The organism is Rhizobium sp. CB3060, assembly GCF_025200735.1.
Classification (GTDB): Bacteria; Pseudomonadota; Alphaproteobacteria; order Rhizobiales; family Rhizobiaceae; genus Rhizobium.
Genome location: NZ_CP104158.1, coordinates 1,597,322 through 1,617,991 on the forward strand (window position 1 = coordinate 1,597,322; position 20,670 = coordinate 1,617,991).

Below are 20,670 nucleotides of genomic sequence, written 5' to 3' on the forward strand. Positions count from 1 at the left end.
AAACGCGAATATACAGGAGGAGGCATCCATGTCGACCATGACCGCAAGGATCGTTCATATCTCCATCGATCGCCATTGGAAGGAAGTCTATGGCTTTGCCGGCCGTCCAGAGAACATGCCGCTCTGGGCCTCCGGGCTCGCATCCGGATTGGAGCAGGATGGCGAGGACTGGGTTGCCAACGGCATTCTCGGCACTGTCCGCGTCAGTTTCACGCCTCGCAACGAATTCGGCGTCATCGATCATACCGTGACGATCGAATCCGGCCTGAAGGTCCATAACGCGCTTCGGGTCGCACCGAATGGCGATGGCTGCGAGGTCATGTTCTTGCTGCTGAAGCTGCCGGGGATGACTGATGAGCAATTCGCCGCAGACGCAGCGCATATACAGAAGGATCTGGGCACGTTGAAGTCCCTGATGGAACGATAGACAGCGGACGGTTCTACCTTTTACCGAACGGAGAACCGCACCGTCTTTTGTTCTCGGCAGGAAAACGGCTTTTGCCGTACCGGAGCTGCCCTAAATGGAGCGTAGCGTCCAATCGACGATCTCTGCCGTCACGCCCGCAAAGGCCGTGTCGAGCCCTCGAACGAAATCGGTATTGCTGCCGCCGCTGACGGGCACGACTTTGCGGAAGACACTCTGCGTCTTGACCGTGCCCGAGCGGTCATTGAGGATTTTGACCGAAATTTCGACACTTGCCGATTTCTGGCCCGGCGCCGTATCGATCTCGAAGGAGCGGATGTCCGTGACAATCTGATAATCGATCGCCAGCCCCTGCCCCGGCACGCCGACGCCGCCGAGCTTGCCGGTATTTTCGAAGGCTTCGACCAGCTTCGACTGCACTATCCGGGTCAGCTTGTCGCTCCACTGCGACTTGCTGAGATACTGGATTTCCGACGGCGAAACGCGGATGACGATCTGGTTGCTGTCAAGCGCCTGCAGCGCCGTCGGCTGCGGTATCAGAATTTGCCGGCTCTTGACCGAGGGGCCGCTCGCCTTGACCGAAGCGGAGAGATCATATGTGTCGTTGACTGCGGCAGAGCCGCAGCCGCTCAGCAAGGCTGCAAGCAATGGCAGAATAAAAGCCGCCCTCCGGTACACATGATGACGCTCACGCGAAACGCAACCGACCATATTCCGCCTGTCCCCTGCAGCCCAAAAATCGCTATTCATCAACGCCGCGCCCGGCCATCATATTGCTTGACGGTATCGCCGCCGAAAATCAGGCGCTGCGGATTGCGGTCAAAGTTAGTGATTGTGTTATTAAGATTGTCAACCGTGCCTCGCATATCATTGATGAGAGACTGCACGTCGCGCAGGCCGCCACTCGAAAATTTCTGCAGGTTATCGGCGATAGGCCCGATCCGGGCGTTGAGATTGTCCGCCATCGTCTTGAAGGACTGGAGCGTGTCCCTGGCTTCCGCAAACAGCGACTTCGTATCACCGGAGCCGAGCAGCGAATCGACCTTGGTAAGAATGCCGTCGACCTTGTTGGAGGCGGAATTCAGCTTGTTGGAAATATCCTTGGCATTGGCGATCGTCACGTCGATATCTTGCTGATGGGCCGCCACCGAATTGGCGACATCGCGAATGGATATGACGGCCTTCCGGGCGTCCTTGGTCACCTCTGCGATATCGTCCATCGACCCCTTCACCTTGTTCGGATCGATCTGCGCCACGATCGCGTCGACGCGGTCGAGGGTCTTTTGCGCGTTCTGACCGAAGGTGGTGTAGGTATCGGCCGTCTGCTTGAAGGAGGCGATCGTCGCCTTCAGATCGGTCGTCGCGTCAGCCACATTGGCGGTGATCTTGTCGGCATTGTTGACGACATCGTTGATCTTGTTGGCATCGACCGCGCGCACCAGCTTCTCGACCGCATCCAGCGTCGATTCGACGCGTGGCGACACGCTCTTGATGGTATCGGAGAGCTGTCCGACGCTGGCGAGGAATTTGTCGATATTGTCGGAATTGTCAGCCAGCGCCTTGGAGAACTTCTGGGCGTTGCGCACCGTATCGGTCAGCGGCCCGCGGGAATCAGTGATGAAACCCTGTATGTCGCCGATCGTGTCGTTGGCGCGGTTCAAGATCTTGTCGGCGGTGGTGAGAAGGTTTGTCACGCTCGACTGATCGGCGAGCAATACCGCCCGCTTACCGGTTTCGATCGAGCGCTTGAGGATGTTCTCGTCACCCTTGCGGCCGCCCGAAAGCTCGATATAGGCGGCACCCGTCAGGCCCTGGATTTCTAGAATGGCCTTGGTGGACGTATAAACCGGTGCGTCGGCGCGCACCTCGGTAAAGGCCAGCGAATAGTTCGGATCATCGGCATCGATCGAAAGCCCTTGTACCGAGCCGACCTGAATGCCGTTAAAGCGCACGGGCGAGCCGACGCTGAGGCCGTTTGCCGAACCGGGAATGCGAACGACCAGCTCGGCCATTGGACCGCCGCGGCCATATTCCGCCATCCAATAGACAAAGCCGAAGGCAGCCGCGATAACCAGCAGCGTAAAGAACCCGACGATCGTATAATTGGCTTTGGTTTCCATAGTCTCTAGTCACTTCCCGCGGCTGTGGGCGCCTGCGCCATTGTCGTCGTTGCGATGCCCGATGTCCTCCCGCGGCACGATTGATCGCGCACGTTTGCCTCGGAAATAGGACTGCACCCATGGGTCATCACAGGCCAGCATGTCCTCAACCGTACCCTCCACCAATACCCGTTTCTGTCCGAGAACGGCAATACGGTCGCAGACGGAAAAAAGGCTGTCGAGGTCGTGGGTCACCATATAGACGGTGAGGCCAAGCGTATCCCGCAGCTTGGCAATCAGCTCGTCGAACTCCGCCGCGCCGATCGGATCGAGGCCGGAGGTCGGCTCATCCAGGAAAACGAGGTCGGGATCGAGCGCCAAGGCCCTGGCGAGGGCGGCACGTTTGATCATGCCGCCGGAAAGCTCGGACGGGTATTTGTCGGCGGCATCGGCGGCGAGCCCTACCATCCGGATTTTCAGATGCGCCAGCTCGTCCATCAGCGCCTGCGGCAGATCGAGATATTCCCGCATCGGCACCTGAATGTTTTCCTTCACGGTCAGGGAAGAAAACAATGCCCCCTGCTGGAAAAGCACGCCCAGGCGCATATCGAGCCCGTTGCGTTCCGGCTCCGAGAGCTTGTCGTAATCTTCGCCGAGAATCTCGATGACGCCGGAACGGCGCGGCAGCAGTCGCAATACCGTGCGCAGCAGCACCGATTTGCCCGCACCGGAAGCGCCGACGAAGCCCAGAATTTCGCCGCGGTAAATATTCAGGTTCAATTTATCGAGCACCACTTTCGATCCGAAAGCGACGGTGACATCCCGTGCCGATAGCACGACGTCTCTGCCTTGCTCATCCTTATCCATCGGGATTTCCGAGTGAAGCGCGCTCATCCTTGGCAACCCTCAGAAATCGATCGCTGCATAGAACATGGCAAAAAGCCCGTCCATGAGGATCACCACGAAAATCGATTTCACAACGGACTGCGTCACATGCTGACCGAGAGACTCGGCGCTGCCACCCACCTTCAGCCCTTCGACCGCAGCAACGATGCCGATGACGAGCGCCATGAACGGCGCCTTGATCATGCCCGAGATGACGGTGGAGAGACTGATTGCTTCGTGCAGGCGCGAAACGAAAGTGGCGAAGGTGATACCGGAATAGGCCCAGGCAACCACCGCCGCACCGCCAAGCGAGGCGAAGTTTGCAATGATCGTCAGCAAGGGCAGCGCGACGGTCAACGCCACCAATCGCGGGAAGATCAGAACGCCGACCGGATTGAGACCCATGACCTTCAGCGCATCGACTTCTTCGCGCATCTTCATCGATCCGATTTCGGCAGTAATGGCGCTGCCCGAACGGCCGGCGATCATGATGGCGGTCAGAAGCACGCCGATTTCACGCAATTGCAGGATGCCGACGAGATCGACGACGAAGATTTCGGCGCCGAAATAGCGAAGCTGGAATGCGCCCTGCTGCGCGATGATGGCGCCGATCAGAAAAGACATCAGCAGGATGATCGGCACGGCGCGCACCGCCATGTGGTCGATCTGATTGACGATCGAAGCGGGCGACACACCGCTGCCGCGCCCAAACTTGAGCTGCGCGCCGCGCACCGCCGAACCGAGAATGTACATGGCCGCGATGAGGTTGCCCCAGATTTCGTAGACGCTTTCGCCGATCGGCGCAAAAAACCGTTCCGCCAAGGATTTCCTCGGCTTGGGCTCCGCGACCTCTTTGTCCGGTTCCTCGGTAAAGGCGGTCAACAGCTCATCGATATGGGGGTTTGAGCCCTCGATCCTGACGCTGGCGCCATGCCCTTCCTGGCTCTCCTTCAGGCGCCGGATCAGTAGCGCACCGGCGGTATCGACATCGGAGAGATCGGAAAGATCGATCACCACCTGATAGCCGCCGCGCTGTTTCGTAAGCTGATCGATCTGCCGCAGCACGCCATGCACATTGGCGCTGCGCCAATTGCCTTCCAGCCGATAGCGATGCCCGTTGCCATCGGGCTCGTCATCGATCCTTGGTGCATCGGGTTTCTGTTCGGCTGCTTTCAAACTCATGCGTCTTTCAGGTCTTGCGTCACAATCGCCGACTCAGGAATCCCAGCTCGACGCAAATGGTTAATATCCGAGTGCATACGCGATTTCCATGCCAAGCCGATGTCAAAATAGGCCATAGCATTTTGATATCCAAATGAATTCGTTTCGCACGGCCTCAGGAGGCCTCGCCCGCCCTTTCGCCAAACGCGGAACTGCGCGGTTGAAGATTGCGGGCAAGGATCACCATAGCGAGGCCGAAGGCGGCAACACCGGCCATGACATAGTAGCTGGAAGGACCGAGCCACGCGTAAAGATAGCCGGACGCCAGGGTCATCAGCCCGAGGAACATGCCGTTATAAAAGAAATAGGAGCCCTGGGCCGATGCTTCCTGAGTTTCCCGCACCGAAGCAACGATGCGGCGCTGTATGCCGGTGTGGACGCAGGCATAGGTGCAGGAGTGAAGACATTGCAGCACGAGATAGCCGGCGAAACCGAGATTGATCGGAAACAGTATCCAGCGCAGGACGCACACGCTCGAACCGAAGAAAATCAGCGTCCAGGCACTGAAGCGACGGCTCAGTGTTTTCGACAGGAAGAAAACCATGACCTCCGCCGTTACCCCTGCGCTCCAGAGGATGGCGATCTCCGTGCCTGAAAAACCGAGTTTGCGCCAATAGATCGATGCAAACGTGTACATCACGGCATGGCTCGACTGCTGTATCGACACACCGATCATGGTGATCAGCAATTGCGGCGAGCGCAGCCCACCGCCGGTCGGCGCCTGCAGGTTGATCGGCTGATTGCGCCGGCGTGTCGGCCCGATGCGCGGACAGAAGAAAGCCATCATGGTTGTCAGGAAGAAGCCCCCGACCATGGTGGGCAGAACCATGGTGGCACCCCATTTGCCGATCATCTGACCGCCGATAAGGGTCGAGAAGATGAAGGCGATCGATCCCCAGACGCGCATCGATCCATAATCGAACCCCCAGCGCCGCACGCCGGAAATGGCAATCGATTCTACGACAGGGACGTAAGGCGCGTATGTCGCCCCCTGAATGGCGTAGACCAGCAACACCGGCCAGAAATCATTCGTCCAATAAAGCGCGATCGCCGTCAGCAGTGACAATGCGCCCGACCAGAACAACACGTTCGCGCGTTCATCCACGCGATCGGCAAGTATTCCGACAATGGGCACGACGAGAACGCGCACCACCATCGGCACGGCGAGGATAAGACCGATCTCGCGGTCACCGAAATTCAGTCCCGTCAGCCAAACCGGGAAAAACGGCAGAGCAATGCCGTTGACGAGCAACGGAGCACAATAGGACAAGGCGGTGCGCAGACGAAAATGCGGAGGCGCGCCCTCGCCCGGGAGAGATTTTGTCGCGGGAATCATGACAGACCTGAAGGGAAACTGATTGTTCCCTATCACTCCATCGTGAATACGACTATGGCGAGAAATAGCCGAACCGAAACGTTTCGGATAAAATATGAGGCTGTCGTCAGATTGCAGCGATCAAGAATTGTGACGGGCCGTTATCGGACCCGTGAAGCGGCGCAAATTACGCCGCCTGTGCCCCGAGCGCTTCCGACACGTCCTCGACGGCGGCGCTGACCGGCTGTGCCTCGGTGATCGACTGCCAGGTGATCAGCTCGAACGTGCCGTCTTCATGCTCGGCGATCGCCGTGCAGCTTTCGACCCAGTCGCCTGTGTTGATGTAGCGGATGCCATCGAAGTCCTCGATGACGGCATGATGGATGTGGCCACAGATGACGCCGTCGGCATCGTTGCGCTTGGCCTCTTCGACCACGACACGCTGGAACTCGCCGATGAAATTGACCGCATGCTTGACCTGAAGCTTCGCCCAGGCCGAGAACGACCAATAGGGCATGTTCAGGCGGCGGCGAACGGCGGCAAGGCCGACATTGATCAGGATGGCCATATCGTAGGCCCAATCGCCGAGATAGGCGAGCAGGCGCGCGTTGCGAACGACGACGTCGAATTCGTCGCCATGCAGGACGAGATACTTCTTGCCGTCGGCGGTCTCGTGGATCGCCCGCTCGGCCACTTCGATGCCGCCGAAATGCATGCCGGGGAAATCACGCAGGAATTCGTCGTGATTGCCGGGGATATAGACGATGCGGGTGCCCTTGCGCGCCTTGCGCAGCAGTTTCTGCACCACGTCGTTGCAATCTTGCGGCCAGTACCAAGTGCGCTTCAGCCGCCAGCCGTCAACGATATCACCGACAAGGAAGATGGTGTCCGCTTCGTGATGACGCAGAAAATCGATCAGATAGTCCGCCTTGGCTGCTTTCGAGCCCAGGTGCACGTCAGAAATGAATAGCGTTCGAAACCGCCTGACATTCATGTTTTCATTCACGAACTCAATGTCCGTGCCCTATCCTACGTTGGCTATTCCAAAATCAGACTCGTGTTTCAGGATGATGACAAATCCTGTGCTAGAGGCCTGTTGCGGACGATCAGCCGCGCTTTGCAGCTATGGCGAGATCCGGCCGATCGGTTGTGAAACTTGCGACGCCGAGGCGAAACATCGCCCTTGCCGCTTCACTCGTATGCGCCGCCCAGCCATGCACCGTCACGCCGCTTTTCCGAAAAAGGTCCATCACTTCGGCATCGATGGTGTCGGCCCGCAAGGCAATCTCGTGGACGCCAAACCGGCCAAGCGCGGCAAGAATACCTCTCCAGCCGATTTGCGCGGCTGTCTGCGGCGAACAGAGAAAGATGAGGCCGAGAAGCTCGCCGACATTCAGGCCACGCTCCTCAAGCGCGGCACTGAAGGCTTCCAGGCGCGGGAGCGCGAAACTGGTCACCATTGTCCGCTTCAGCATGTCGGTCGCCAGCAACTCGTCCGCAATACGGCCTTCCATGCCGGCATAGGGTTTGCCGTCCAGCCTCGTCTTGATCTCCAGCCGAAGGTCGACCGCGGACGGCCCGAAGATGTCGATGGTTTCGGCAAGTGTCGGGATGGTCTCGCCGCCGCTGCCGATGACGATATGGCGCATCAGTTCGTCATAGCTTAAATCGGCGATCGCGCCCTTGCCGCCCGTCATGCGGTCGATCAGCGCGTCGTGATGGACGACGAGCTTGTCGTCACGCGTCTGATGCACGTCGAATTCGACGAGATCGACATCGAGTTTAGCGGTTTCGGAAAAGGCGAGCCGGGTGTTTTCGGGCCAAAGATGCGAACCGCCGCGGTGGGAAGCGATGAGGGTCATGAGGGCTCCTCTGTTTTTTGCCCTCATAGGCTCACGCCATGAACCCCTTATGACGCATTCACTTTTCGCTTACCATCGGGCTCGAATGTCACCGTTGCGGGACAAGAAAAACAATTGTGAAAACGGCGCTGCAAAAAACCTTTCCTCTGCGTCAATTGCATACTGTGCACCCTGAGTGATTGATGTATGCAGGGACTCAAAAAGCGCGAGTGCGCAAGCAGAAACGGAGAAGCGTGATGGATACGCACGACACATCGAAGGCAGCCAAGAACATGGCGAGCGGCAATCTCGACGAACAGGCTCTCTTCTTTCATCGCTATCCCCGCCCCGGCAAGCTGGAAATCCAGGCGACGAAGCCGCTCGGCAACCAGCGTGACCTGGCGCTTGCCTATTCTCCCGGCGTTGCCGCGCCCTGCCTTGCCATCCGCGACAATCCGGAAACGGCTTTCGACTACACCTCGCGCGGCAATCTCGTCGCGGTCATATCCAATGGTTCGGCCGTCCTCGGTCTCGGCAATATCGGTCCGCTTGCCTCCAAGCCGGTGATGGAAGGCAAGGCCGTACTCTTCAAGAAATTTGCCGGCATCGACGTCTTCGACGTCGAAATCGCCGCGCCTACCGTCGATGAGATGGTCAGCACGATTTCGGCGCTGGAGCCGACCTTCGGCGGCATCAATCTCGAGGACATCAAGGCGCCCGAGTGCTTCGACGTTGAACGTCGCCTGCGTGAGAAGATGGAAATCCCGGTCTTCCACGACGACCAGCACGGCACTGCCATCATCGTTGCCGCCGCTATTCTCAACGGGCTGGAATTGGCCGGGAAGAAGATCGAGGAGGTCAAGATCGTCGCCTCGGGCGCTGGCGCCGCCGCGCTCGCCTGCCTCAACCTGCTGGTGATCCTTGGCGCCAAGCGCGAAAACATCTGGGTCCACGATATCGAGGGCCTCGTCTATGAGGGCCGTACCGAGCTGATGGACGAATGGAAGTCCATCTACGCGCAGAAGAGCGACAAGCGCGTGCTTGCCGAGTCGATCCCCGGCGCCGACGTCTTTCTGGGCCTCTCCGCCGCCGGCGTGCTGAAGCCCGAGCTGCTGGAGCAGATGGCGGAAAAGCCGCTGATCATGGCGCTCGCCAATCCGACACCCGAAATCATGCCGGATCTCGCCCGTGCCGCCCGGCCGGACGCGATGATCTGCACCGGCCGCTCGGATTTTCCGAACCAGGTCAACAACGTCCTCTGTTTCCCCTACATCTTCCGGGGGGCGCTCGATTGCGGCGCCAAGACGATCAATGAGGAAATGAAGATGGCCGCAGTGCGCGCCATCGCCTCGCTTGCCCGCGAGGAGCCGTCCGATGTCGCCGCCCGCGCCTATAGCGGCGAAACGCCGGTCTTCGGGCCGAATTATCTGATCCCCTCGCCCTTCGATCCGCGTCTGATCCTGCGCATTGCGCCTGCCGTTGCGAGAGCTGCGGCCGAAAGCGGCGTGGCCCTGCGCCCCATCGCCGACTTCGACGCCTATATGGACGAACTCAACCGCTTCGTCTTCCGCTCGGGCTTCATCATGAAGCCGATCTTCGCCGCCGCGAAGATCGCAGAGCGCAAGCGCGTCGTCTTCTCCGAAGGCGAGGATGAGCGCGTACTGCGCGCTGCCCAGGTTCTTCTCGAAGAGGGCACCGCTGCTCCGATCCTCATTGGACGTCCCTCCGTTATCGAGACCCGTCTGAAGCGCTATGGCTTGAAGATCCGGCCGAACACCGATTTCGCCGTCATCAATCCGGAAGACGATCCGCGCTTCCGCGAATATGTCGACCTCTACTTCTCGCTTGTCGGCCGCAGCGGCGTCATTCCGGAAGCGGCGCGAACGATCGTACGCACCAACACCACGGTCATCGGCGCCCTGGCAGTAAAGCGCGGCGAAGCCGACGCGCTGATCTGCGGCCTCGAAGGCCGTTACGAGCGCCATCTGCGCATCGTCCGCCAGATCATCGGCAAACGCTCCGATGTTCGCGACTTCTCGGCGCTCAGCCTGCTGATCTCGCAGCGTGGCGCGACGTTCTACACCGACACCTATGTCAACTTTAATCCGAATGCGGAGGAGATCGCCGAGTCAACGGTGCTGGCGGCCGAAGAAATCAAACGTTTCGGCATCTCGCCCCGCGCCGCCCTCGTTTCGCATTCGAACTTCGGTTCGCGGGAGTCGGAAAGCGCAACCAAGATGCGCATGGCGCTGGCGCTTGTCCGCGAGATGGCACCGGAGCTGGAAGTCGACGGCGAAATGCACGGCGACAGCGCTATTTCCGAAAGCCTGCGCCGCCACGTCATGCCCGACAGCACGCTTTCCGGCGAAGCGAACCTGCTCGTCTTCCCAAATCTTGACGCGGCCAACATCACGCTTGGTGTGGTCAAGACCATGACCGATGGCCTGCATGTCGGCCCGATCCTGCTCGGCACGGCGCTTCCGGCGCACATCCTGTCGCCCTCCGTCACGTCGCGCGGCGTCGTCAACATGGCGGCCCTTGCTGTGGTCGAGGCTTCTCAGCCGAATTGAGCGAATAGCTCGTCGCGGCCGTCCTCTGAGGCGGCCCCGACGAGCTATTGGCGGCCGGATTCAACTACAGCCCGGCGATCTCACCAGGCGGTGACAAGTGGCGGCCTGAGCCGCATCCGCGATCATTTCGCAAGAATTTTCCCACCCGAACCGTATTTCTGATAGGTTTGTTGTTAAGCTCCACGCTGTATCGTTTTTCAAAGTCGAACCGCTTTCGAAGAGCAAAATCGTGAACCGCGGCAGAAATTACGTCTCTTGTCTTTTACTGTCCCTGCTGGCTGCATCGCCGGCTTTTGCACAGACGAATACCATCTGCGACGAACTGCATGGCCGGTATGCTAATATCACGGAAGTCGTCGGCGCCAGCACTGAGACACGGCAGCTTTCGCGCGCCATCGCCCAACAAAATACCATGATCCGCCGGCTCAAGAGCGATATGCGTATTCAGGGCTGCTCTTACGACAGCAGCATGGTGAATATCGGCGGCTCAGGCGATAGCGGCGACTGCGATGAAATGGAGAACTCGCTGGACCGCATGGAGCAGGACCTGGGTTCACTGATGGATGAACGTGAGCTGAGCTTGACCCGGATCGACGCTGAAAGGGCACAGCGTCGGCAATTGCTCATTGCCATGCAACGGCAGGGCTGCAACGCCCCGGCGTCGGCCCAGCCGGACACTGTTATCAATACCCGACTGAAGCCGGAACCCTATGCGCCACAAGAACAGTCGCTGGCGGAACCGGAAAGCTCGGTGACGACCATCGAGACGCAGAAGCCCCGGACAGACGCGACACTCCCACAACGGCAGATGCCGGCGACACCGGCACCGTCGATTACCCAAATTCAGCCCAGACAAATGCCAGCGGACCGGCCTTACGATCCCTCAGCAAACAAGGTGCGCCAGGTCGGGCCGCAATTCCTCGCGACCGACCAGGGCAGCCTCGATCTCAAACATCCAAAGGCGGCTGGTCCTCAACCGGCACAATAGGCGCTTTGAGCAGCGAGACGATCGCCTCATTGCCTGTCTCCCGCGCTAGATCCCTGTATGAGCGGCCGGATGCATCCCTCACCGAACGATCCGCGCCGCGCTCCAGCAGAAGGCGCATCGCATCGACTTGAGCATTGCGGATCGCAAAGCCGAGCGGCGTCAACCAGTCGCGCTCTGCGCTCGCCTGTCCGTGTGGACGGAAATCGCCGAAGCGGATGTTCATCCGGTCAGGATGCGTATTCAGATATGCGGCCAATCGCTCAACTTGGCCAAAGGCAGCCGCGGCAAAGATATCGAGTGGTTGTGTCTTCAAGAATTCAACCATCTCCTCCTTGCCGTTATACTCCGCCCAATCGATCGGCGGTGAATAGTAATAGGCATCGCGGATGGAGGTGTCGGCCCCATGCTCGATCAGCAGCTTCGCCATATCGATGTGGCCATGCAAGGCAGCCTCATGCAGCGGCGTGCGGCTGGTCATGGCGTTGACGTCGAGGCCGAGCGCCAGCATGCGGCGGACGGGCTCGAAGGCATTGTCCGCCGCAGCTTCGTGCAGCATTGCTGGGTGGGTTCGCCGCATCGCCGCGGGAATGTCGAGGTCCGGCACCATTCGTCTCATTTGGTCAATCGATATTTCGCCGGTCATTATTTGAAGGTAAAGCCAATCCTCCTGCTTCAAGCGAACGGCAACAGCGCCCTTCTGTACAAGGTATAGCGCAAGATCCTTGTCGTCACCGATCCGCGCCCATTCGAAGGGCGTTCGGCCATTGACCGGCTTGTTGACGTCAGCCCCATTCTCGACCAGCAGCCTGACGCGCGCGCCCATGCGCTTTTCACAGGCCCAAGCCAGTTGATAGTCGAACACCGTCTGCGAATTCGCCACCATCAGACCGTCTTCGCGCACCAGCCAATTGTTCTTGTCGGCGGCGGAAAGCCCGTATTCAAGCAGCAATTCCAGGCAGGAATTGTCGGGCTCGAACATCCGGTTATAGAGCGCCTGGCTGTCATTCACTTCCGCGCCGGCGTCGAGCAATAGGCGCGCGAAAGCCTCCCAATCAGGGTGTGGCGGCTGCCGGACCTTGCCGGCTTCGCCCTCTCCGAAGACGCCGGTCAACGCCGTGAAGCGATATTGGCCGCCGTCGAGGAAGAAGGCGTCGGGACCGGCCCCACGCTCGACAAGGACTCGCGCCGCCGACAAGCTGGACCGACCGGGCAAACGAGCATAGGCGGCATAGAGCAAGGGCGGCCAATCGTAAGGCCCGCCTTTCCGATCGAGAAGCTGTGGCTGGCGATCGAGCCAGCGCGCCACACCGGCGGCGTCGCCAAGCGCCGCGGCAATGTAGATGCTGTCCCCGGTAATTTCAGGATGAGCCTCCAGCAATTGCAGCGCCTCCTCGAAGCGTGCCGGATCTGCCGGAACATGGGAGAAATAGGAAACCGTCGCCAGCGACAGGAATTGATTGGCAAGCTGATCTAGGGGAGTTTGCTCGCGATTGGCGCCTTCCAGATGCGCCTTGAGTTTCGTCCAGCTTGAGAAGCCATATTCGCGGGCAAGAACAAGCTGGATGTCCTGAAGCCCGACTTCGAGCGCATCGGCGAAATACGGTGCGACGCGACTGCGTGCCGATGAATCACCGGAATGAACGGCTTTCAGAAAAGCCTTGGCCTGTTTTTTCAGGGAATCGACGGTGGCATTGCCCGCCAGAGAGCGCGTGGTCACGAAAGACCTCCTTTCATTCACGTCCGGTATCCGCGCCCACAGACTGAAAAGAGGTGTGGCAGTCTTACGTTCTATACATCAGGTGGGCCTTGCCCTTCCCGCGGATCGGATGCGCCCTGCGAACGATCCGGAACTTATCGCGAGCCGTCTGGCCTGTCCAGAGCGATCAGGCCGGCTCGTAGCGGACATAGGCGAACTCATCGCCATTGGGCGCCCAGTTCGGCACATTGATCGTCCCCTGCCCGCCGAAGAGCTCGAACAGCGTCGTCAGATTGCCGCCATCCATATCCATCAGCCGCAGCCGGACATGGAGATCGCGCGGATGGTCGAAGACATCTGGATCGTAGGAGATCAGCACGACCTTATCGTTCTTCGGCGACGGATGGGCGAACCAGTTACCGTAGTTGTCGTTGGTGATCTGTTGTAGCCCGGTCCCATCGGGATGGATGCGCCATATCTGCATCAGACCAGTGCGGCTGGAGTTGAAATAGATCCATTGCCCATCGGCGGAATAGTCAGGGCCGTCATTGCGTCCCTCGCCATGCGTCAGCCGTGTCTCTTCGCCGCCGTCGATCGAGATCGTATAGATATCGAAGATATCGTCACGAATGCCGCAATAGGAAAACCGCCGCCCATCGGGCGACCAGCCATGCCAATAGGAGGGCAAATTGCGCGTTACCTGTCGCGGCGTACCGCCTTCGGCCGGCAGCACATAGATGCAAGACTTGCCGTGTTCCGTCTTGTCGGAAATGACGATCAGCGAACCGTCGGGCGATATGCCGTGATCGTTGTTGCAGAGCGTCGCGAAACCGGTATCGACCTGAACGGCCTCGGCCTTGCCGTCTAGCGGAAGCCGATAAAGCAGGCCATCGCCGTTCAGCAGGAGGTGGCGCCCATCCGGCGAAAAGTTCGGCGCCTCGACCAGCCGCTCGGTCTGCCAGACGACGCGGTTTTCACCGGTGCGGATATTGTAGATCTCGACCGAGCTGCGCATTGCCTCTCCATTCGCCACGGGCGTTGCGATCAACGATCGCGGAACCGGTTGGTGATCGGATAGCGCCGATCGCGACCGAAATTCTTCTTGGTGATCTTCACGCCCGGTGCCGACTGGCGGCGCTTGTATTCGGCGAGATAAAGCAGATGCTCGACGCGGTGGACGGTTGCGACGTCATGCCCGCGCGCAACGATCTCCTCGACCGCCATTTCCTTTTCCACCAGGCACTCGAGGATGTCGTCGAGCACCGGATAGGGCGGCAGCGAATCCTGGTCCGTCTGGTTCGGCCGCAGCTCGGCAGACGGCGCCTTGTCGATGATGTTGAACGGGATCACCTCGCCCGATGGGCCAAGCGCTCCCGGCGGCACATGCAGATTGCGCCAGCGCGACAGCGCATAGACCTGCATCTTGTAGAGATCCTTGATCGGATTGAAGCCGCCGTTCATGTCGCCATAGAGCGTGGCATATCCAACAGACATTTCCGACTTGTTGCCCGTGGTCACCACCATCGAGCCGAATTTGTTGGAAATCGCCATGAGAATGGTGCCGCGGGCACGGCTCTGCAGATTTTCCTCGGTAATGCCGCTGTCGGTCCCTTCGAATAGATCGGAAAGCGCCGAGGTGAAGCCGGTCACCGGCTCCTCGATCGGCACGATGTCGTAGCGGCAGCCGAGTGCCTTGGCGCAATCGGCCGCATCCTTCAGGGAATCTTCCGATGTATAACGGTAGGGCAGCATGACGGTACGCACGCGCTCCTCGCCCAGCGCATCGACGGCAATCGCAGCGCAGATCGCCGAGTCGATGCCGCCGGAAAGACCAAGCACGACCGATTTGAAGCCGTTCTTGTTCACATAGTCGCGGAAACCCAGCAGGCAGGCGCGATAATCTGCCTCCTCGCCTTCCGGAATATGCGCCATCGGACCCTCGGCGCAATGCCAGCCATTGCCGTTCTTCTTCCAGCTCGTCACCGCCAACGCGGTTTCGAACTGGCTCATCTGGAAGGCCAGAGTTTTGTCGGCGTTGAAGCCGAAGCTTGCACCGTCGAAAACCAGTTCGTCCTGACCGCCAACCTGGGCCGCAAAGATGAGCGGCAAACCCGACTCGATCACTTGCCGTAACGCGACCTGGTGACGGACATCGACCTTGCCGCGATAGTAGGGCGAGCCGTTCGGAACCAGAAGAATTTCCGCCCCGCTTTCGGCTAGCGTTTCGCAGATGCCGAGATCGTTCCAGATTTCCTCGCAAATGGGGATACCGATGCGAACACCCCGAAAATTGACCGGCCCCGCAACGGTACCTTCATCGAAGACCCGCTTCTCGTCGAACTCGCCATAGTTCGGCAGATCGACCTTGTCTCTGATGAAGATGATCTTGCCGCCGTCGAGCACAGCGACCGAATTGTAGCGACCGGTGTCGTCCTGGCGGGGAAAGCCGATGACAACGCCCGGGCCGCCATCGACAGTATCCGCAGCAAGGCTCTCCACAGCTTTCCGGCAGGCGCGGATAAAGGCCGGTTTCAACACCAGATCCTCCGGCGGATAACCGGAGATGAACAGCTCCGTCAGCAACACGAGCTGCGCGCCCTCGCGCGCCGCCTCGGCCCGCGCTTCCCGCGCCTTGGCAAGGTTGCCGGAGACATCGCCGACTGTCGGGTTGAGTTGCGCGACAGCGATGCGGATGGTCTGGGTGATGGGGCTTTGTTCTGTCATGCCATATATTTAGCGAGCGCCACCCCGTTCCGCAACAGCCTTCGGCCCTCTTCAAGCGCCAAAGATGGCGCTGCTCTTAGAGGACATATTTCGCCACCAAAAAATACTAAGTAAGCCTTGCGGTTCAGCCGCCATTCATGACAGAGAGGCGACAATTATGTGACGGTTTTGTAACAATTGGAGAGGGCCGTTGGTCGCCTTGATCCCCAGTTCCGTGTTGGCTGGCAGATTTGCCATTCTGCAAAAGCTTGGTGCGACGAGCCGACGATCGACGGTTTTACGCCAGCTTCAGAGCCTTGCGCTGACCTTCCTGCTTGCGCTCTTCACCGTCATCGCCGTCGAGTGGATTGCGCGTGGTGAGCTGACGGATCTTCCCGGCTATTTCGATTCGCCTATTCATCCCGGCTTCACCACGATCGGCATCGTCATGCTCCTGATGCTGGCGCTTGACGCCGTGTTCGGCCGCGCGCATCCATCGATCTTGGTGGTTGTGCCTCTGGTGCTGGTTCCGGCCCTTATCTCCAACCAGAAACAGTATTATCTTTCCGATCCCCTCTATCCTTCGGATTTCCTTTTTGCGCACCAGATCCTGGAACTCATGCCGGTGATCGTGCGCGAGCGCCCGTGGACCGCGGTTGCGGTCGCTGTCGGCGTCATCGCCTCGATTGTCGCGCTCGCCTTCCTCTGGCGCTACGCCTGGCGACATGCGACAGCGCTTTCGCGCAATGAGAGGGTTGCGCGGCTCTCCGTCTGCCTGCCGCTCATGACCGTCTTCGTCTCGCAGATGGATCCGACGCAAAATTCGTTCATCCGCGAAAAACTGCGCATCATCCCCATCGTCTGGGATCAGAAGGAAAATTACGCTTACAACGGCTTCATCATCGCCTTCTCGCTCAATCTGCCGATGGCGGACGTCAAAGCGCCTGGCGGATATGGACAAAATGCGATCGACGCCATACCCGCCCGCAATTATGGCTATCTTTCCGGCCCACGCGAAAAGCCCGACATCATCATGCTGATGAGCGAGTCTTTTTGGGATCCGACAAGGCTTTCCAATCTGACCTTCACGCCCGATCCCATGCCGAACATCCGCGCGGCGCAGTCGGGCTATGTCTTCTCTCCCGAATTCGGCGGCATGACCGCCAATGTCGAGTTCGAGGCACTGACCGGCTTCTCCAACGCCTTCCTGCCCTATGGCAGCATTCCCTATCAGCAATATGTCCGCCGGCCGATGCCCTCACTTGCCACCTTCTTCCGCGGCGAAGGCTATGCAGCGCGTTCCATCCATCCGTTCAGCGGCTGGTTCTGGAACCGCAACGAAGTCTACAAGGCTTTTGGTTTCGAGGAGTTCCGCACCGAGGAGACCATGCCGCCTATGGAAAAACGCGGCCTTTTTGCCTCCGACGACTCGCTGATGAAGGAGATCATGCGCGAGGGCGACGCCATGGAGCGGCCGTTTTTCTTCTTCGCCGTCACCCTGCAGGGTCACGGTCCCTATGATGCGCATCGCTACGCCGAGAATACGGTCGATATCAAAGGCGATCTGAGCGACGCCGATCGCGACACGCTCGCGACCTATGCGCAAGGCGTTCGGGAAGCCGACCAGAGCTTGAAAACGCTGATGGATTGGGCTTCGAAGCGCGATCGCGAGACGATTATCGTCCTCTGGGGCGATCATCTGCCGCCGCTTGGCACGGTCTATCCGGATACGAATTACATGCCCGAACAGGTGGCGACCCGAAAAGCGTCGCTCGATGTGATGAAGCGGCAGCATGAAACACCGCTGGTCATCTGGTCGAGCAAAAAGGGCGTGCGCAGGGATGTTGGAACGATCAGCCCGTCGCAACTGCCCTATCATATCCTGAAGACCGCCGGCTACGAGCATCCTTTCTACACCGGCTTTCTCGGCCGCTTGCAGAAGAAATACACCATCATCGATCGCTATCAGCTCGCGACGCGCGACAATCAGGCGTTTCCGGATTGGGCTCGCAAAGAGCAAAACCTCGATCCGCTGATACGCGACTACCGCTCTCTACAGCATGACATGATGTTCGGACATGAATATGGGCTCGACCGCTTCTTCCCATCAAATGCCTGGCTGGTCAGCCAGGGCAGTTAGAGCAATTCCAGGAAAAGTGCGAAGTATCCGTCTTAGTCAAGCTTGTTGGTACGTCCAAAAGCGATCCTCTCGGATGAGAGCGATTCCGTGAAACGCTGAACCGCTCTACACTGCAACCCTTTTTGCATTGCAATTCCATCGGGCAGTCGAATACTTGCGGCCAAAGCGACCAAGTCTTCGGAGCGTTCCCATGTATAATCTACCCAATTTCGTTCATCAGCATTTCGACAAAACGGCCGAGGAACTCGGCGAGATCGAAAAGCGTGTATTGAAAAAGGCGCATGAGCGGAAAATCGTTTCCACCGACATCAACGCCGCCTTTTCTGCCGAGGCATCCACGGGCGCACGCCTCGCCGACAGCATTGCCCGCGTCGGCGGCTCCTGGTCTTTCATACTCGCCTTCCTGGCGTTCCTCGTCGTCTGGTGCGTCGTCAACACCATCGTGCTGATGACCCGCGCCTTCGACCCCTATCCCTTCATTTTCCTCAACCTCGTCCTCTCCATGCTCGCCGCGATCCAGGCCCCGATCATCATGATGTCCCAGAACCGCCAGGCCGAACGCGACCGCTTCGAGGCCGCAAAGGACTACGAAGTCAATCTCAAGGCGGAACTGGAAGTTCTCTCCCTGCATCAGAAGATCGACCTGCACGTTCTGACGGAACTATCCGCCTTGCGCGAGGAATTCGCACGGCTGAGCAGTAGGATCGAAGACAAGAGTAGCGGCGGGTCGATCGTCTAAGCTGGCTGACCTCGGGCAGCAGATAGTCGGATCGCCCGTCGAGGCGGTAGTTGCGAGGCTTTGGAAGTGTCGCGCCAGCCGACAAGAACCTAATCCGAAGGCCCCGCCGTCAGCAATCCCGGCCGGCCCTGTCTGTATTGCGGCAATCCATCGTCGATCTCGTAAAAATCGCCCTTGTCGGCGCAGTAGATATGATAGGCCAGTTTCAGATCGCTAGGGCTGTCGAAGAGGCCGGCCATGATCGAGATTTCCTTGGCCTCGTCAGCTACCCAGAAAAGCGCCGAACCGCAGGTTCGGCAGAAACCGCGACGGGCAAAGGAGCTGGCGCGGTACCATGTGATCGCGTCTTCGCCTTCGATCGTGATGTTGTCGAGGGGGACATTAGTCGCCGCGTAATAGAGCCCCGTCTGCTTGCGGCATTGCGAGCAGTGGCAGCCGACCACCTCCCGCAATGGGCCATGTGTCTTGAAACGTACGCTGCCGCAAAGGCAGGCACCGGTGTGATCGTCGTTCATGCTGATCCTTCTCTTTTTCAGCAAGTTTGACGATGATGACGTTCTCGTCAAATGCAAAGAAATGAAGCAGGATTCAGCGAGATTGATTGCAAGAGCACAAAAGAAAAGGGCCGGCGTAACCGACCCTTTTCGCAGATGATGATTTTACAGCTTCGATCAGCCGTGCGCGCGCAGACGCTTTTCGTCGCGGCCGCCCTTCATGCGTTCGGCGAGCAGGAACGCCAGCTCGAGCGCCTGGTCGGCATTGAGACGCGGGTCGCAATGGGTGTGGTAACGATCCTGAAGATCCTCGGCGCCGACGGCGCGGGCGCCGCCCGTGCATTCGGTCACATCCTTGCCGGTCATCTCGATGTGGATGCCGCCCGGATGCGTGCCTTCGGCGCGATGGATTTGGAAGAAGCTTTCCACTTCCGACAGGATGCGTTCGAACGGACGCGTCTTGTAGTTGTTGAGCGTGATCGTATTGCCGTGCATCGGATCGCAGGACCATACGACTTTGCGGCCCTCGCGCTCGACGGCACGGATGAGGCGCGGCAGGTTGTCGGCAACCTTGTCGTGGCCGAAGCGGCAGATCAGCGTCAGGCGGCCGGCTTCGTTCTGCGGGTTCAGAACATCGATCAGGTTGATGAGATCGTCCGCCTGCAGCGAAGGACCGCACTTCAGACCGATCGGGTTCTTGATGCCACGGAAATACTCGACATGGGCATGATCGGCCTGGCGCGTGCGGTCGCCAATCCAGAGCATATGGCCCGAGGTCGCATACCAGTCGCCAGTCGTGGAATCGACGCGGGTGAAGGCTTCTTCATAGCCCAGAAGCAGCGCCTCATGGCTGGTGAAGAAATCGGTCTCGCGCAGGCTCGCATTGCTCTCGGCCGTGATGCCGATCGCTCTCATGAAATCCATGGTCTCGCCGATACGATCGGCAAGCTTGCGATAGCGCTCGCCCTGCGGGCTGTCCTTGACGAAGCCGAGCATCCACTTCTGCACGTTTTCCAGGTTGGCGTAGCCGCCCATGGCAAAAGCACGCAGCAGATTCAGCGTCGCGGCAGACTGGCGGTAGGCCATCATCTGACGATCCGGATTGGGGATACGCGCTTCTTCGGTGAACTCGATGCCGTTGATGATGTCGCCGCGATAGCTCGGCAGCGAAACACCATTCTGCGTTTCGATGTTCGAAGACCGCGGCTTGGCAAACTGACCGGCAATGCGGCCGACCTTCACGACAGGCAGTTGCGCACCAAACGTGAGGACGACGGCCATCTGCAGGAAGGCACGGAAGAAGTCGCGGATCGTGTCGGCGCCATGCTCAGCGAAGCTTTCGGCGCAGTCACCACCCTGCAGCAGAAAACCATTGCCTTCGGCGACGTTGGCAAGATGCGCCTTCAGACGACGAGCTTCACCGGCAAAAACGAGCGGCGGATAGCTTGCAAGCTGCGCTTCGGTAGCCTCCAGCGCTGCCTGATCCGGATATTCCGGCACCTGCTGGATCGGTTTTTGCCGCCAACTGCTCGGTGTCCAATTGTCTGCCATCTCA

The 20,670-nt window shown here is 59.2% G+C and carries 17 protein-coding genes; 5 read left to right on the forward strand and 12 right to left on the reverse strand.

All coding sequences use genetic code 11. The features are described from left to right. The first annotated feature begins 28 nt into the window (after positions 1-28). On the forward strand, positions 29-427 hold the full coding sequence (locus tag N2601_RS07825) for an SRPBCC family protein (RefSeq protein WP_104823270.1): 399 nt from the start codon (positions 29-31) through the stop codon (positions 425-427). A gap of 90 nt (positions 428-517) precedes the next feature. On the opposite strand, the gene N2601_RS07830 is transcribed toward N2601_RS07825, so the two are convergent. The 7 genes from N2601_RS07830 to N2601_RS07860 form a co-directional block, all read right to left on the reverse strand. Further along, the gene (locus tag N2601_RS07830) at positions 518-1,135 is read right to left on the reverse strand and encodes an ABC-type transport auxiliary lipoprotein family protein (RefSeq protein WP_104823271.1); all 618 of its coding nucleotides are present in this window, start codon (positions 1,133-1,135) and stop codon (positions 518-520) included. Positions 1,136-1,173: 38 nt separating this feature from the next. Beyond that, positions 1,174-2,544 carry an MlaD family protein gene (locus N2601_RS07835; RefSeq protein WP_104823272.1) on the reverse strand — a complete coding sequence of 457 codons (1,371 nt, stop codon included), beginning with the start codon at positions 2,542-2,544 and terminating at the stop codon, positions 1,174-1,176. Positions 2,545-2,553: 9 nt separating this feature from the next. Beyond that, complete coding sequence (locus N2601_RS07840; RefSeq protein WP_104823273.1) at positions 2,554-3,417, reverse strand: ABC transporter ATP-binding protein; 864 nt, start codon at positions 3,415-3,417, stop codon at positions 2,554-2,556. A 12-nt stretch (positions 3,418-3,429) separates the two neighbouring features. Continuing rightward, positions 3,430-4,590, reverse strand: coding sequence for an ABC transporter permease (locus N2601_RS07845; RefSeq protein WP_104823274.1), 1,161 nt, complete (start codon positions 4,588-4,590; stop codon positions 3,430-3,432). Positions 4,591-4,744: 154 nt separating this feature from the next. Continuing rightward, positions 4,745-5,965, reverse strand: coding sequence for an MFS transporter (locus N2601_RS07850; RefSeq protein WP_104823275.1), 1,221 nt, complete (start codon positions 5,963-5,965; stop codon positions 4,745-4,747). 166 nt (positions 5,966-6,131) lie between these two features. Next, the gene (locus N2601_RS07855) at positions 6,132-6,938 is read right to left on the reverse strand and encodes a UDP-2,3-diacylglucosamine diphosphatase (RefSeq protein ID WP_104823276.1); all 807 of its coding nucleotides are present in this window, start codon (positions 6,936-6,938) and stop codon (positions 6,132-6,134) included. 112 nt (positions 6,939-7,050) lie between these two features. Further along, complete coding sequence (locus tag N2601_RS07860) at positions 7,051-7,806, reverse strand: glycerophosphodiester phosphodiesterase (protein WP_158704456.1); 756 nt, start codon at positions 7,804-7,806, stop codon at positions 7,051-7,053. Between the two features lie 236 nt (positions 7,807-8,042). On the opposite strand from N2601_RS07860, the gene N2601_RS07865 reads away from it, so the two are divergent. Further along, on the forward strand, positions 8,043-10,355 hold the full coding sequence (locus tag N2601_RS07865) for an NADP-dependent malic enzyme (protein ID WP_104823278.1): 2,313 nt from the start codon (positions 8,043-8,045) through the stop codon (positions 10,353-10,355). Positions 10,356-10,584: 229 nt separating this feature from the next. Next, positions 10,585-11,343 carry a hypothetical protein gene (locus tag N2601_RS07870; RefSeq protein WP_104823279.1) on the forward strand — a complete coding sequence of 253 codons (759 nt, stop codon included), beginning with the start codon at positions 10,585-10,587 and terminating at the stop codon, positions 11,341-11,343. Here the strand turns inward: N2601_RS07870 and N2601_RS07875 are convergent. From N2601_RS07875 to N2601_RS07885, 3 genes are all read right to left on the reverse strand, one after another. Then, entirely contained in the window at positions 11,303-13,060 is a 1,758-nt protein-coding gene (locus N2601_RS07875) for an ankyrin repeat domain-containing protein (protein ID WP_104823280.1), read from the reverse strand. The two genes, N2601_RS07870 and N2601_RS07875, sit on opposite strands and share 41 nt — an antisense overlap. Before the next feature lie 166 nt (positions 13,061-13,226). Next, positions 13,227-14,054, reverse strand: a complete 828-nt coding sequence (locus N2601_RS07880) for a TolB family protein (protein ID WP_104823281.1) — start codon at positions 14,052-14,054, stop codon at positions 13,227-13,229. 29 nt (positions 14,055-14,083) lie between these two features. Continuing rightward, complete coding sequence (locus tag N2601_RS07885; protein WP_104823282.1) at positions 14,084-15,763, reverse strand: NAD+ synthase; 1,680 nt, start codon at positions 15,761-15,763, stop codon at positions 14,084-14,086. Positions 15,764-15,953: 190 nt separating this feature from the next. On the opposite strand from N2601_RS07885, the gene N2601_RS07890 reads away from it, so the two are divergent. Continuing rightward, on the forward strand, positions 15,954-17,882 hold the full coding sequence (locus N2601_RS07890; RefSeq protein WP_104823283.1) for an LTA synthase family protein: 1,929 nt from the start codon (positions 15,954-15,956) through the stop codon (positions 17,880-17,882). 190 nt (positions 17,883-18,072) lie between these two features. Next, positions 18,073-18,621 (forward strand): DUF1003 domain-containing protein, encoded by a 549-nt coding sequence (locus N2601_RS07895; RefSeq protein WP_104823284.1) that lies wholly within the window; start codon positions 18,073-18,075, stop codon positions 18,619-18,621. An 89-nt stretch (positions 18,622-18,710) separates the two neighbouring features. Here the strand turns inward: N2601_RS07895 and N2601_RS07900 are convergent, their stop codons facing one another. After that, a complete protein-coding gene (locus N2601_RS07900) occupies positions 18,711-19,136 on the reverse strand; it encodes a GFA family protein (RefSeq protein ID WP_104823285.1) in 426 nt (141 codons plus the stop codon). Positions 19,137-19,292: 156 nt separating this feature from the next. Beyond that, positions 19,293-20,666 (reverse strand): class II 3-deoxy-7-phosphoheptulonate synthase, encoded by a 1,374-nt coding sequence (locus N2601_RS07905; RefSeq protein WP_104823286.1) that lies wholly within the window; start codon positions 20,664-20,666, stop codon positions 19,293-19,295. Positions 20,667-20,670: the final 4 nt, after the last annotated feature.

Coding starts and splice junctions, on each gene's coding strand:
- N2601_RS07825 (WP_104823270.1), top strand. CDS start 29: ATGTCGACCATGACCGCAAGGATCGTTCATATCTCCATCGATCGCCAT.
- N2601_RS07830 (WP_104823271.1), bottom strand. CDS start 1,135: ATGGTCGGTTGCGTTTCGCGTGAGCGTCATCATGTGTACCGGAGGGCG.
- N2601_RS07835 (WP_104823272.1), bottom strand. CDS start 2,544: ATGGAAACCAAAGCCAATTATACGATCGTCGGGTTCTTTACGCTGCTG.
- N2601_RS07840 (WP_104823273.1), bottom strand. CDS start 3,417: ATGAGCGCGCTTCACTCGGAAATCCCGATGGATAAGGATGAGCAAGGC.
- N2601_RS07845 (WP_104823274.1), bottom strand. CDS start 4,590: ATGAGTTTGAAAGCAGCCGAACAGAAACCCGATGCACCAAGGATCGAT.
- N2601_RS07850 (WP_104823275.1), bottom strand. CDS start 5,965: ATGATTCCCGCGACAAAATCTCTCCCGGGCGAGGGCGCGCCTCCGCAT.
- N2601_RS07855 (WP_104823276.1), bottom strand. CDS start 6,938: ATGAATGTCAGGCGGTTTCGAACGCTATTCATTTCTGACGTGCACCTG.
- N2601_RS07860 (WP_158704456.1), bottom strand. CDS start 7,806: ATGACCCTCATCGCTTCCCACCGCGGCGGTTCGCATCTTTGGCCCGAA.
- N2601_RS07865 (WP_104823278.1), top strand. CDS start 8,043: ATGGATACGCACGACACATCGAAGGCAGCCAAGAACATGGCGAGCGGC.
- N2601_RS07880 (WP_104823281.1), bottom strand. CDS start 14,054: ATGCGCAGCTCGGTCGAGATCTACAATATCCGCACCGGTGAAAACCGC.
- N2601_RS07885 (WP_104823282.1), bottom strand. CDS start 15,763: ATGACAGAACAAAGCCCCATCACCCAGACCATCCGCATCGCTGTCGCG.
- N2601_RS07895 (WP_104823284.1), top strand. CDS start 18,073: ATGTATAATCTACCCAATTTCGTTCATCAGCATTTCGACAAAACGGCC.
- N2601_RS07900 (WP_104823285.1), bottom strand. CDS start 19,136: ATGAACGACGATCACACCGGTGCCTGCCTTTGCGGCAGCGTACGTTTC.
- N2601_RS07905 (WP_104823286.1), bottom strand. CDS start 20,666: ATGGCAGACAATTGGACACCGAGCAGTTGGCGGCAAAAACCGATCCAG.